The following is a 12,687-nucleotide window of genomic DNA, read 5'->3' as shown; positions in this document are numbered from 1 at the left end:
AATTATTATCCTTTCACTGATCCGGCCATCAGGCCGCGTACAAAGTAACGTCCGGCAACAACGTACACCAGCAGGGTGGGCAATGCGGCAGTAATGGCCGCAGCCATGTGCACGTTGTATTCCTTAACCCCGGTGGAACTGTTGACCAGGTTATTCAGGGCCACGGTAATAGGCGCACTGTCGCCCGAAGCGAAAGAGGCACCGAAGATAAAGTCATTCCAAATATTGGTGAACTGCCAGATAACCGACACCACCAATATCGGACCGGAACTCGGCAGCAATACCCGCTTGAAGATGGTAAAAAATCCTGCGCCGTCCATGATCGCCGCCCGAATCAGTTCATTCGGAAAGGCTTCGTAATAGTTACGGAAAAACAGTGTGGTAAAGCCCAGCCCGTACACCACATGCACCAATACCAGCCCGGAGGTCGTATTGGCTAGCCCGAGAAAGCCTAGAACCTGGGACATAGGAAGCAGGACGATCTGAAACGGTATGAAACAGGCAAACAACATCATTCCAAAGATGATGTTATGGCCACGAAAACGCCACTTGGTCAGCACATAACCGTTGAAGGCACCCAGCACGGCGGATATAGCCACAGCGGGAACCACCATCTTTATGCTGTTCCAGAAAAAACCCTTAATACCGGAGCACTCCAGCCCCAGGCAGGCCGAACTCCATGCCTGAATCCAGGGCTCGAAAGTGACCTCGATCGGCAGAGACATCATGTTGCCGGAACGTATCTCGTCCAGCGACTTCAGCGACGTCACCACCATCACAAACAACGGCGCTAGGTAGATCACAGCAATCACGATCAGCACGCTATAAATCAGCGCTCGCCAGTAGATCGCCGAGCGCAGGGCATTGTCTTGGGATGGGGCGCTCATTTGCGGCCTCCTTTAAGTTCCGAGTAAAGATAGGGCACGATGATCGCGGCGATGGTCATCAGCATGAACACGGCACTCGCGGCACCAACACCGATCTGGTTGCGGGTAAAGGAGTAGGAGTACATAAAGGTTGCCGGCAACTCGGTCGCATTCCCTGGCCCGCCGCCGGTCAGGGCGATAACGAGATCGAAACTCTTGATGGCCAGATGCAGCAGTACCACGAACGCACTCATGAATACCGGGCCGAGCTGCGGAATGATAATGCGGGTATAGATCTTCCAGGCCGGTGCACCATCGATCTGGGCCGCTTTCAGAATCTCATTATCAATACCTCGCAGGCCCGCCAGGAACATGGCCATCACAAACCCCGACGCCTGCCAGACCCCGGCAATTACCACGGTGTAGATCGCCATGTCCGGGTTAATCAGCCAGTCGAAAGTAAAGTCGTCAAAGCCCCACTCACGCATGGAACGTTCCAAGCCCAGCCCGGGGTTAAGGAACCACTTCCAGGCGGTACCAGTGACGATAAAGCTCAATGCCATCGGATACAGATAGAGGGTACGCAAACCACCCTCGACACGTATTTTCTGATCCAGCAGGATCGCCAGTGTCAGCCCGATAACAAGACAAAGCACGATGTAGAGCACACTAAAGACCGCCAGGTTATCTAGCGCAATCTGCCAGGTTAGTGTGTTCCAAAGGCGGTCCCACTGCGTCAAACCCGCCCAGGAATAGTTGGGCAGCATACGTGAGGCACTAAAAGACAAATAAACCGTCCACAGAATAAAGCCGTAAACGAACAGCACAATCACAGCAAAAGACGGCGCCAGCACGAGCTTGGGCAGCTGCTCCTGCAACCAGCCAATAGCCCTGTCGGAACCTTTGTCCGCGCGGCTCACTGCCGGCGCCTGATCGACAAGTTGTTTCATAACACTTTCCTGCTTTTATAGTAGAGGTCGCGCTCGCACTGCCAGATTAGAGCCTGGTCCGCACGGCGCGAGCGCCTTGTAACGACTATCAGAAAGCGTTCTGGATGGAAGCTGCCAGCTGTGTGACGGCCTCATCCGAGGACATGGTGCCGTTAAAGTGGGCAGTTACCACGTCGTAGAGCGCACTCTTGACCGCAGCAGGAGCCGCATGACCGTGAGCCATGCTGCCCACCAGTGTGTCCTTGGTTACCGCCTCACGCAGATCCGCCATGGCTTTCTTGCCGCAGGCATCAAACGCCTCGTCAGAGATATCGGTTCGTACCGGCACCGATCCCTTGACCGTATTGAACGCAACCTGGAACTCAGGTGAGAGAACCGCACTGGCCATCTTCAGCTGAGCATCCTGACGCTCGGCGTCCACCTCGAACATGGCGAACTGATCGGTATTGAACACCACCGCACCCTGACTGCCGGGGGTACGAAAGCAGACAAAGTCTGTACCCGGAACCTTGCCAGCGTTAAGGAACTCACCCTTGGCCCAGTCCCCCATCATCTGGAAGGCTGCATCACCGTTTATCACCATGGCCGAAGCCAGGTTCCAATCACGCCCCGGGAAGTTATCATCCACCAGACCGCGCAGCTGTCGCATGCGATCAAATACCTGCCTCATGGTGTCAGAGGTCAGGGCCTCCTGATCCAGCTCGATCAGGGCCTTGCGGTAAAAATCCACACCACCCGTGGCCATCACCACCCCATCAAACACCGTTGCGTCCTGCCAGGCCTGACCACCATGAGCGAGAGCAACAAATCCGGCTGCCTTGACCTTCTCCATCGCCTCAATAAAATCGTTCCAACTTTCGGGCACAGCGATATTAAGCTTGGACAGCAACGCCTTGTTACCCCAGACCCAGTTGGTGGAGTGGATATTGACCGGCGCCGCAATCCACTGACCATCGTACTTGGCAAACTTCTGCAGTGCTGCCGGTACAACCGCATCCCAGCCTTCCTCGGCCGCGACACCATTGAGATTGGCCACCACACCCTCCTGACCCCAGTCGAGAATATCAAACCCCATCATCTGTACGGCCGTCGGTGCCTGGCCCGACATCACACGCGAACGCAACACCGTCATGGCACTGCTGCCACCGCCACCGGCGACCGGCATGTCTTTCCAGCTCACGCCTTGGGATTCCAGCGTACTTTTAAGCTCACCGAGCGCCTTGGCTTCACCGCCCGACGTCCACCAGTGCAGCACTTCCACTTCGCCAGCCTGTCCTGCGACAGACCCTAGGCCCAGCGCCGATCCCAGCGCCATAATACCCACGAGTTTTTTAATAGTTATTGTTGCAGTCATCTCAAACTCCTCGTTCGACCGGAAGATCATGCTGATCCACCCTGTCACTTGGTATGTGCGCAACAGCAATGCCGCTGCACACGGAAATACTCTTAGCCCTTGGGCAGCCACCACCCGGTACGCGGGCCCATATGCATCTGAATGGTCTTCAGCTCGGTAAACTCTTCAATTCCAAAGCGCCCCAGTTCACGCCCCTGTCCACTTTCGCGGTAGCCTCCAAAGGGCAGCTCGGGATAGCCGCTCATCCAGGTATTGAGCCATACGGTACCGGCCTTGACCCGGCGGCCAATGGCTAGACAGTTCTCAATATTGGCGCTCCATACACCCGCCGAAAGACCATAAAGGGTGTCATTGGCTATGCTGATCGCCTCCTCCAGGTCACCAAAGGTCAGCACCGAAAGCACCGGGCCAAATACCTCCTCCCGCGCCACCGCCATCTCCGGCGATACGCCGGACAATATGGTCGGTGCCATGTAAAGCCCCTGCACATCCAGTGCCTGACCACCGAGGGACACCCGGGCACCGGCATCCAGCGCCCCCTGGACATAGCCCTGAATCGTGGCGAGGTGACCATCGGAGATAATGGCACCGACCTTGGTCTGTTCGCACAGAGGATCACCAACTGGTACCTTGCGTGCCCGTTCGATCACTGCCTGTTCGAAATCGGCGGCGATGGATTCATGTACCAGGATACGAGAGCCACTGTTACAACACTCACCGGCATTAAAGTAAGTGCCAAACACCACCGCATCCACGGCGGCGTCCCAATCACAATCCGGGAAGATGATCTGCGGATTCTTGCCTCCAAGTTCCAGCGAGACCTTTTTCAGTGTCTGGGCTGCCGTCGCGCTCAGGGCTTTGCCAACACCGGTGGAACCGGTAAAGGACACCATGTCCACATCCTTGTGCCCGCACATCACGGCACCGACTTCAGGCCCTGTACCCACCAGGATATTGGCCGCACCATCGGGCAAGCCGGCTTCCTTTAGTACTTCCCCGAGCAGCACCGTGGTGCCGGAGGTCAGCTCGCTGGGTTTCACGACCGCGGTACAACCGGCGGCCAGCGCGAAAGGAAGCTTCTGGCTGACGATCAGGAATGGAAAGTTCCAGGGCGTGATGATACTCACCACTCCAATAGGCTCACGCAGCACCAACGCCAGCATATCCTCGCCCAGAGTGTTGTAACTGTCGCCATGCAAACCACGGGCACAGACGGCGGCATAGCGCCAAAGCTCTGCCGCCCACTGGATCTCATCACGGGCCTGCGAGATCGGCTTGCCGGACTCAAATAGTTCCAGTAGGGCAAACTCTTCCTGCCGCGCCATTACCAGATCGGCAACCCGGTTCAGCACCGCCGCACGCTGGGCACCGCTCATACGCGGCCATTCACCCTGATCGAAGGCGACACGGGCAACCCCGATAGCCTCCTCGGTATCCGCTGCCGTGGCGCGGGCATAGTCACCTACCACCACACCATACGCCGGGCTAGTGCGTGTCAGGCGTTCGCCACCGCTGGCCTCACGCCACTGGCCATTGATGAACAACTGACCTCGGAATGGTTCACTGGGAACCTCTGCCACGCGGGGCCCCTGGGCCCAGGTTACGCTGCTCGTAGAATCTGTCTCGTTTGCCATACTTTTTATTCTCCTTTGAATTCGGGTTGGCGCCGTTCGCGAAAGGCCGATACGCCCTCTCTGGCGTCTTGGGTCAGGGCAGCCAGACCACCGGCCATCGCCTCGATGATCATGGCGGCATTGTCACCGGCACCGGCATCGACCATCTGCTTGCCCAGTTGCACCGACACCGGCGCCCGGACGCAGATCTCGGCGGCAAGCGCCCGCGCCCGCGCCAGTGTCGTGCCCTGCTCGGCCACTTCGTTGACCAGTCCCAGGGATAGCGCGCGCTGAGCGTCCAGCCTGCGGCCGGTAAATATCAGCTCCTTGATCAGGCTGGGGTTGATCAGTTTTGCCAGACGCTGCGAGCCCGACCAGCCGGGACAGGTCGCAATCGCGGCTTCCGGCAAACCGAAACAGGCCTTTTCATCGGCGACCCGCAGGTCTGCCGCGAGCGCCAGCTCAAAGCCGCCCCCTAGGGCCGGCCCCTGAATCACCGCGATCACCGGCTGGCGCAGCCCGGCCAGGGCATCAAATACACGGTGACCGCGCTTGATCCAGCTGCGCCACATATCCAGCGGCGCGTATTCGCCCCAGGCATTGATATCGGCGCCGACACAGAAGGCCCGCTCACCGGCGGTGCGCAGAATCACGACCCGGATTGACGGATCTTCGTCGAGCTTGAGCACGATGCTGTACAGCGCCTCAAGCATAGACACCGTCAGCGCGTTCAGCTTTTCCGGACGCTCGATCAGTATCTCCGCCACATGGCCCTGCTGAATCAGTCTCACCTGTTCGTTGCTCATGCCTTTGCCTCCAGTTCCAGACCGAAGGGTTGCGGCGAAAACAGCGCCGCATCCATGGTTTTCAGTTGCGCCGACACCCGCAGCGGGAAGGCCGCCTGAGCCAGTACATCCCGTTCCAGGTCGATACCTGGCGCAACCTCGATCACCTCCAGCCCCTCGGGTGTCAGCTGCATCACGCAACGCTCGGTGACATAGAGCACCTCCTGCCCACGTTTGACGCCCATGGAACCGGAAAAGGTGACATGCTCCACGTCTTCCACCAACTTCTGGAAGCGCCCCTCTGCAACCACTTCAATACGAGCATTTTCCAGCCGGTACTTGGCGCCGGCGGTAAAGAAGCCGCTGAAGACGATCTTGCGGGCATGGGCGGTGATATCGACAAAACCGCCACAGCCTGCGGTCAGGTAAGGCTTCTTGCCGAGCTTGGACACGTTGACGTTGCCGGCCCGGTCTATCTCAAGAAAGGACAGGAAACTCTGATCGAAACCGCCTCCCTGGAAGTAGGTAAACTGCTGTGGACTGGGCAGAATGCTGTCGGCATTGGCCGCGCAGCCAAACTCAAAGCCCAGCAGCGGCACCCCGCCGACGGGCCCCTGCTCTACCACCCAGGTCACTTCACCGCCCAGCCCCTCTTCCAGCAGAATACGCGGCACATTGGCGGAAATGCCAAAGCCCAGGTTCACAGCCTGGCCAGCCTTAAGCTCCTGGGAAACGCGGCGTGCAATGATTTTTTCCGGCGAGAACTCCGGCGTTTCAAAGCTGTCGTCGGGCCGCGCAATCATGCCGCAGATCGCCGGATCATAGGGCGTCTGGGTGGTCTGCATCTGATCGGGATCGACCACTACATAGTCCACCAGGTTATTCGGAACATGTACTTGATAGGGGCGCAGACTGCCGTTACGTACCACCCGCTTCACCTGGGCGATCACAATGCCGCCGTTGTTGCGCACCGACAGCGCCTGCTCGAGTCCACCCAGGTATGCACCTTCGTGCTCATAGGACAGGTTGCCCTTCTGATCGGACGACGTGGCGCGAATTATGGCGACATTGGGCACGATGGCGGGGAAATACAGATACTCAACACCTTCGAACTCACGCTTGTGCACAATGGGCTCGGCCTCGGCCAGCCCGTTCATCGCGCAGCCCTGGCGCGCAGGGTCGGCAAAGGTATCCAGCCCCACTGTGGTCAGTACACCCGGACGATGCGCAGCGGCCTCACGATGAATATCGAACAAGATGCCGCTGGGCACGTTATAGGCCGGGATGCGGTTGTCGGAAATCAACTTCCACACCTCTGGCATCGGCATGCTGGACGGCCCGCTTGGATAGGAGCCGGCAATGACTCTGGCCAGCAGCCCTTCTCTGGCGATATGGTCGATACCCTTGATGCCATACATGTCACCGGCTGCGATGGGATGCAGCGTAGTGATACCTAGCGGGGAGCCATCGCGCTCAAAGCGCTCACCAATAGCCTGCAGCATTCGATCCGGGCACCCCAGGCCGCTGGAAGACGATACTGTCACGATGTCACCGTCCTTGATGAACTTCGCTGCCTGCTCAAAAGAAATCACCTTAGACATAACGGGACTCTCACACTGATAGATTGAAATAAACGGCGCTGCTGCGCCCGCACGACTCAAACCGGGTACTGAACCCGAACAAGGCGCCCTTCACTGGCCGACTCGGCCACCGCCAGCGCCACCGCCAGCGACTTGACGCCATCTTCTCCGCTAACGGCGGCCTCGCCCCCCTCCCGCATGGCGCGGGCAAAGTGCGCCAGGGAATGGGCGTAAAGGTCGTGGTGCTCAATACTGAGCGTGCGGCGCCCCTGGGCCGTCACAAGCTCCACCTCGCCCAGCGGGCGCTGCGTCATCACGTCCCGCGCAAAGATGCTGCCCTGGGTGCCATGCACTTCCAGGCCGGTTCCGGCAAAAGGTACGACAAAGGACTCGTGGGTCTGTACTAGGGCACCACTCGGCATGCGCATGATAACCATGGAGCCATCTTCCACATTCGCCGCCATGCCACCGTGCTGAGCACAGGCCATGACATCCAGCGGATCCTCGCCGAGCAGAAAGCGCACGGTATCGGCGTCGTGCACCACTATATCCAGAATGACGCCGCCGCCGGCCTGGGGCTTGTTGATGCGCCAGGTCTGCAGATTCGACGGCAACTCAACGGCATGGAAAATGCGCAGCGCCACCACATCACCAATCACGCCGGAGTCAATTTCGGCCCGGATCGCCTGATGGGTCGCCGCATTGCGCAGATGGTGATTGGTGCCCATCACGACACCGGCAGTACGACAGGCCGCCACCATCTCGGTGGCATCCTGCAGCGTCAGCGCCAGGGGCTTTTCGCACAGAACGTGCTTGCCGGCGGCCGCGGCCGCCAGTACCTGATCCTTGTGCAATTCATTGGTGGTCGATATATAGACCGCATCAACAGCGGGATCCGCCAGCAGCGCATCCACCGAGTCGTAGGCTTCAGGGATTCCCAGTTCATCAGCATAGGCACGGCCACGCTCGAGACTGCTGCTCATGACCGCAACCACATCATGGCCGACCTGAGCGCGCACGGCCTTGACCATCCACTGCCGTGCGATGGTGCTCGCTCCGATAAATCCCCAGCCGATACCTTTGCTCATGCTCGCTTCTCCGTCGACGCTGCTGTTATTAAGCTGCTTTTGGAACGTTATTATTGGAACGATCCAATTATTCACAAAAATATGCCTCGCCGTCAACCCCCTCGACACAATCATCCAACGCCGTACAGCAGAAATGCCCCGAATCAAGCCACAAGCATCAGCCCACTGGCGCCCCTGAAGCTGCACCCTTAAGCCCTAAATGATACAGAGAACCAGGGGATTAGTTATTACGTTCCAATTTGGTGAAAAATATACACCAGCGCTAACGTGTACGGGAGCCAGAGCTATAACCGCATCAAGGCCGTACTCCGCGCATAAAGCGGACTGACAGAAGACTGCAGGTTATGGCCGCAGAGGTAAATGGCTATACGGAAGATCTCGCGAATCAGGCGACGCCGCCCAACTGTCTTATTGGTAATGAAACCCTAGCGCGGGTGCAGCACAGCACTCAATTTGGCCCATACCGGCACCATCTCTGTACTGGGGGTTTCGATATAGAGGTCCAGCACCTGCACCGAATCGCCCCGGTGTACCATGCCCAGAGTGATTACCTGCCCCTGATCCTCGCCCTTGACCGGGCGCTTGTGAACCAGCCGAAAGTCATCCACCGCGTCGTAACTGCGCCCAATGGCCGGACTGTCGCGGTGGACCATCAATTTGAGATCGAAGAATTTGCCTTGTCGTGACTTGCCGATGATGCTCCAGCCTTCGGTGAGCGGCACCGATGCCGGGGGGCTGATTGCGCTTTCGACCGCGGGGGTGGATGTCGGCGGCGTTGTAGCCGTGCCCAGGATGCCAGTCTGACTCAGTACAGCAATCAATGTCGCGGCCGCCGTAATCAGGCCACCCGCGGCCGTCAGGATACCGGGAAGGGTCTGCCACCAGGAGGCGGTTTTGTGTTCATCTGCCATGGTTCTGTCTCCGGATCTGTACGGACAGCTGCCGACAGGCAATGCAGAGCGAACATAGGGCGCTGGACGGGGTGCGGAATACTGTGCACCGTCATTTCCATCCATGAAAATGCACATGCATTCGGGGACGACGGGCCATGTCCTGTCTGTCGGGCACCTCTAAATATTGGCCCAGCTTTCAGGCTCCCGCCAGTTGGGATCGGATAGCACCGTTTACTCCTGGACCCGGAGGCCAATACAGCCTCTGCCGGCCTGCAGTTGCGCGACCCTTGCAAGCCGGCCGACCTGACACAGCCATTATTCGCCAGACGCCCAGGGTTCAGTCGAGCAACGCCTCATACCTTTTATCCGTCAGGGTCTTCAGGAAGGCCACCAGGGCGGCAATACGCTTGCTGTCCAGCGCAGGGCCGCTCTCCAGCTCCGTGAGCGACAGGTTCTGCGCCACCTCGGGCTGGCCCCAGGACTGCCCGGTTTGCGGATTGATCTTGCTGGCAGCGCTCTTGCTGTTGTAACTGTTGTAAAACCGCACCACGGTTTCCAGCTCGGCAAAGACACCGTTATGCATGTAGGGCCCCGTCACCGCAACGTTGCGCAGCCCTGGTGTGCGGAATTTGCCGCGTTCATGTTCCTCGCTCACCTGGGGGTTGTTCAGCAGTCCCCCATCCAGGGCATCGGGCGCCATACCGCTGGCCGCCCGCACCGCCGTATTCACCGGTACGCCTATGTTGTGGTACTGATAATTCGAGAAGGTTTCATCCGCGGCAATGGCCGACTGGCGCAGCTGATGGCACTGATTGCAGTTGGTGAACTGCTGGGAAAAGAACAGAGTGCGGCCCAGCTCTTCCTGTTCCGTCATGCGGTATTCACCGCGCAGGTAGCGGTCGTAACGGGAGTCAAACGGCGATACGGCATCACTGCGCTCAAAGGCAGCAATACTGCTGGCCATGGCATCAAACGCAGCTTCATCACTTGCCAGACCCGCCTCACCGAAGAGTTCAGTGATGCGGGAGACGTAAAACGGATTTTCCTGCAGCCGGGCACGCAGACTAGCCACATCCGGCAACCCCATCTCGATAGGGTTCAGCGGCGGCCCCTTGGCCTGATCTTCCAGGCTAGATGCCCGTCCGTCCCAGAATTGGCCGCCAACCAGGCGCCCTTCAGAGTCGCGATGAAATTCAGGCGTAAAGGCTGCATAGGTGACACTGGGCGCATTGCGATCCCCCAGAGAATGACCATCATCCCCCAGCGATACAGCGCCGGCCTGGGTGTTGACCCCAGGATCGGCAAAGCCCCGGGCCGGGTCATGACAACTGGCGCAGGACTGACTGCGGTTGTTCGACAGGCTGGTATCGAAGAACAGCGCCTGCCCAAGACTTTCCAGCGCCTGCTGGCGTGCGCCTGTGCCACTTTCGGCCTGCGCCGGCAGGCTCAGCAGCGCAACACTACTGATGGCCGACGCAAACAGCAGCGGGACAGAGCCCACCGGCATAAGGTTCACTGCAGTTTTCAGCGCAGCCATTTTCATCATGGACAGGGATAGAACCGCCACCATCGAACCTCATGCCTAAATAAATACATTTGCGAGCGGAGGTGATAATTGTTCGTATTACGTTTGATGTCAAGTTTGGACGCCTGACACCTTGCCCAAAGTACCGCCTCACTGCGATCGGCAATGGACGCGGTACTGTCGCGGCGAGACCTGATGCGACGCCTTGAACAGGCGCGAGAAATGGAACTGCGACGCGAAACCGCACTGTTCGGCAATGGCCGAAATTGGAATGTCGGTGTGCTTAAGCAGGGATTCGGCGCGCACCAGCCGGGTCTGCCACAGATAGCGAATCGGGGTAACCTTCAGGCTCTGTTTGAACTGGTTAATCAGATGATTCACCGAACAGTGCGCCTGCTGCGCGATCAACTCCAGCGTCAGTGGATGCTGGTAGGCGCTGGCGATGTATTTACACGCCTGGCGCACTGCCCTGGGCATCGGTGATGGCCGTTCATTGGCTGGCAGGGCATCGAGGGACAGATAGTAGTGCAGCAGCGCTTCACCCAGCTTGACCAGGGCGATACGGTTGTCGATATGACTTGCCCCGGTCACCGCCAGCCCCAGCTCCATCATTTGTTCGATTTCGGTATTGATCGGCAGTTGCGGCGATACGCCGGTAAAACGGCTGTTAAAACCCGGCCCGATCGTATCGAAGTCCAGCTGGCACCAGCTGTGTTCGCTTTCCTGGCGCGCATGGAAATGAAAATGCTCCCTGCGCCCGGGTAACAGCACCGCCATGTTGCCCGGCCGTAACTGCTGTAGTGCGTCATCAACCTCAATATCCACCGCCCCGGACAGCAGATAGACGAACTGCAACCCCCGCTGTACCCGCGGCCCATGGGTGCCTCCCGGCGGGTAGGTCACCCGACCGAAGTGAACCTCCGAAGGAACACTATCAATTGTGATTACAGACATATTTATGGAAACCTCAGTCATGTACGCCATTAGGCGCCTGCTTTAGATTATCTCCTCATTAACGGGCATTAGAGCACAGCAAGAATGCTGATCCCAAAGGCTTCGAAAACAACCAATAACAATTTCAGTTAATTGAGGATTCATCATGACGGATACCGGCGCTGCTATCAGAATTGGCATCAACCCCATTGGCTGGAGCAACGATGCCATGCCGGAACTCGGCGCTGATACGCCACTGGAGACCTGCCTGAGCGAGGCGGCACAGGTCGGCTACAGCGGTATCGAACTGGGCGGCAAGTTTCCCCGTGAGCCCGCGGTACTCAGTCAGATATTGAGCACGCACGCCCTTGAACTCATTTCTGGCTGGTACAGCGGCAACCTGATCGAGCACAGCGTCGAGCAGGAATGGACGCTACTGCAACCCCATCTTGAGCTGCTGAAAAGCCAGGGCTGCCGGGTGCTGGTCTATGCCGAGACCTGGCACGAGAGCTTTATGGAAACCCGCCGCCCCATGTCGTCGCGCCCGGTGATTGATGACGCCCAGATGCACGACTATGCGACACGCCTGACCGATCTGGCCGATCGTTGCCTCTATGACTACAACATGCGCCTGGCCATCCACCATCACATCGGCACCATCATCCAGAGCGATAGCGATATCGACCAGCTGATGGCACTGGCCGGCCCCAGCGTCGGCCTGCTGCTCGACACCGGACATTGCCTGAGCGCGGGTGCTGACCCTGTTGCGGTGCTTGCACGCCACGGCGCCCGCGTATGCCATGTGCATTGCAAGGATGTACGCGCGCCGCAGCTGCAACAGGCCCTGGGCGAAGACATGGGCTTTATGCAGGCCGTGCTGCACGGGCTCTATACGGTTCCAGGGGATGGCTGTATTGACTACCCCGCTCTGCTGGCCGGCCTCAAAGCCATCGGTTATCAGGGCTGGCTGGTCGTCGAGGCGGAACAGGACCCACAGGTTGCCAACCCGCTGGTCTATGCCCGCATGGGATATGACTACCTGCACCAGAGCGCGCGCTCGGCCGGTTTCGAGATTAGCCGTTAAGCCCCAGCACCACCGC

General features: G+C 58.7%; 11 protein-coding genes. 1 reads left to right on the top strand and 10 read right to left on the bottom strand.

The window, feature by feature from the left end:
- Window positions 1–5: 5 nt before the first annotated feature.
- From A8C75_RS09810 to A8C75_RS09765, 10 genes are all read right to left on the bottom strand, one after another.
- Window positions 6–887: a carbohydrate ABC transporter permease gene (locus tag A8C75_RS09810; protein WP_067381382.1), complete on the bottom strand. Its 882-nt coding sequence runs from the start codon at window positions 885–887 to the stop codon at window positions 6–8.
- Entirely contained in the window at window positions 884–1,816 is a 933-nt protein-coding gene (locus A8C75_RS09805; protein WP_084783928.1) for a carbohydrate ABC transporter permease, read from the bottom strand. Before A8C75_RS09805 ends, A8C75_RS09810 begins: the two co-directional genes overlap by 4 nt.
- 88 nt (window positions 1,817–1,904) lie before the next feature.
- Complete coding sequence (locus A8C75_RS09800) at window positions 1,905–3,170, bottom strand: ABC transporter substrate-binding protein (protein ID WP_120785242.1); 1,266 nt, start codon at window positions 3,168–3,170, stop codon at window positions 1,905–1,907.
- Window positions 3,171–3,262: 92 nt separating this feature from the next.
- Window positions 3,263–4,804, bottom strand: a complete 1,542-nt coding sequence (locus tag A8C75_RS09795) for an aldehyde dehydrogenase family protein (protein WP_067381379.1) — start codon at window positions 4,802–4,804, stop codon at window positions 3,263–3,265.
- 5 nt (window positions 4,805–4,809) lie between these two features.
- Window positions 4,810–5,589 carry an enoyl-CoA hydratase/isomerase family protein gene (locus A8C75_RS09790; RefSeq protein ID WP_067381376.1) on the bottom strand — a complete coding sequence of 260 codons (780 nt, stop codon included), beginning with the start codon at window positions 5,587–5,589 and terminating at the stop codon, window positions 4,810–4,812.
- Window positions 5,586–7,169: an acyl CoA:acetate/3-ketoacid CoA transferase gene (locus A8C75_RS09785; RefSeq protein ID WP_067381373.1), complete on the bottom strand. Its 1,584-nt coding sequence runs from the start codon at window positions 7,167–7,169 to the stop codon at window positions 5,586–5,588. The genes A8C75_RS09790 and A8C75_RS09785 overlap by 4 nt, the downstream gene beginning before the upstream one ends.
- A 56-nt stretch (window positions 7,170–7,225) precedes the next feature.
- Window positions 7,226–8,236 carry a Gfo/Idh/MocA family protein gene (locus A8C75_RS09780; protein ID WP_067381370.1) on the bottom strand — a complete coding sequence of 337 codons (1,011 nt, stop codon included), beginning with the start codon at window positions 8,234–8,236 and terminating at the stop codon, window positions 7,226–7,228.
- Window positions 8,237–8,661: 425 nt separating this feature from the next.
- The gene (locus A8C75_RS09775; protein WP_067381367.1) at window positions 8,662–9,147 is read right to left on the bottom strand and encodes a hypothetical protein; all 486 of its coding nucleotides are present in this window, start codon (window positions 9,145–9,147) and stop codon (window positions 8,662–8,664) included.
- Window positions 9,148–9,466: 319 nt separating this feature from the next.
- Entirely contained in the window at window positions 9,467–10,699 is a 1,233-nt protein-coding gene (locus A8C75_RS09770; RefSeq protein ID WP_227819878.1) for a cytochrome-c peroxidase, read from the bottom strand.
- A 105-nt stretch (window positions 10,700–10,804) separates the two neighbouring features.
- Window positions 10,805–11,608, bottom strand: coding sequence for an AraC family transcriptional regulator (locus A8C75_RS09765; protein ID WP_157890256.1), 804 nt, complete (start codon window positions 11,606–11,608; stop codon window positions 10,805–10,807).
- A 145-nt stretch (window positions 11,609–11,753) separates the two neighbouring features.
- Here A8C75_RS09765 and iolE point away from each other — a divergent pair, with 145 nt between their 5' ends.
- Entirely contained in the window at window positions 11,754–12,671 is a 918-nt protein-coding gene (gene iolE / locus A8C75_RS09760) for a myo-inosose-2 dehydratase (protein ID WP_067381361.1), read from the top strand.
- The last annotated feature ends 16 nt before the right edge of the window (window positions 12,672–12,687 follow it).

It is taken from the genome of Marinobacterium aestuarii, from assembly GCF_001651805.1.
In the GTDB taxonomy this organism is placed as follows: domain Bacteria; phylum Pseudomonadota; class Gammaproteobacteria; order Pseudomonadales; family Balneatricaceae; genus Marinobacterium_A; species Marinobacterium_A aestuarii.
The sequence above is the reverse complement of the archived record's forward strand: the minus strand, read 5'-3'. Positions and strand labels throughout refer to the sequence as shown.

What these genes read in the sequence shown, in the direction of transcription:
- A8C75_RS09810 (WP_067381382.1), bottom strand. Translation starts at nt 887, where the DNA reads ATGAGCGCCCCATCCCAAGACAATGCCCTGCGCTCGGCGATCTACTGG.
- A8C75_RS09805 (WP_084783928.1), bottom strand. Translation starts at nt 1,816, where the DNA reads ATGAAACAACTTGTCGATCAGGCGCCGGCAGTGAGCCGCGCGGACAAA.
- A8C75_RS09800 (WP_120785242.1), bottom strand. Translation starts at nt 3,170, where the DNA reads ATGACTGCAACAATAACTATTAAAAAACTCGTGGGTATTATGGCGCTG.
- A8C75_RS09795 (WP_067381379.1), bottom strand. Translation starts at nt 4,804, where the DNA reads ATGGCAAACGAGACAGATTCTACGAGCAGCGTAACCTGGGCCCAGGGG.
- A8C75_RS09790 (WP_067381376.1), bottom strand. Translation starts at nt 5,589, where the DNA reads ATGAGCAACGAACAGGTGAGACTGATTCAGCAGGGCCATGTGGCGGAG.
- A8C75_RS09785 (WP_067381373.1), bottom strand. Translation starts at nt 7,169, where the DNA reads ATGTCTAAGGTGATTTCTTTTGAGCAGGCAGCGAAGTTCATCAAGGAC.
- A8C75_RS09780 (WP_067381370.1), bottom strand. Translation starts at nt 8,236, where the DNA reads ATGAGCAAAGGTATCGGCTGGGGATTTATCGGAGCGAGCACCATCGCA.
- A8C75_RS09775 (WP_067381367.1), bottom strand. Translation starts at nt 9,147, where the DNA reads ATGGCAGATGAACACAAAACCGCCTCCTGGTGGCAGACCCTTCCCGGT.
- A8C75_RS09770 (WP_227819878.1), bottom strand. Translation starts at nt 10,699, where the DNA reads ATGGTGGCGGTTCTATCCCTGTCCATGATGAAAATGGCTGCGCTGAAA.
- A8C75_RS09765 (WP_157890256.1), bottom strand. Translation starts at nt 11,608, where the DNA reads ATGTCTGTAATCACAATTGATAGTGTTCCTTCGGAGGTTCACTTCGGT.
- iolE (WP_067381361.1), top strand. Translation starts at nt 11,754, where the DNA reads ATGACGGATACCGGCGCTGCTATCAGAATTGGCATCAACCCCATTGGC.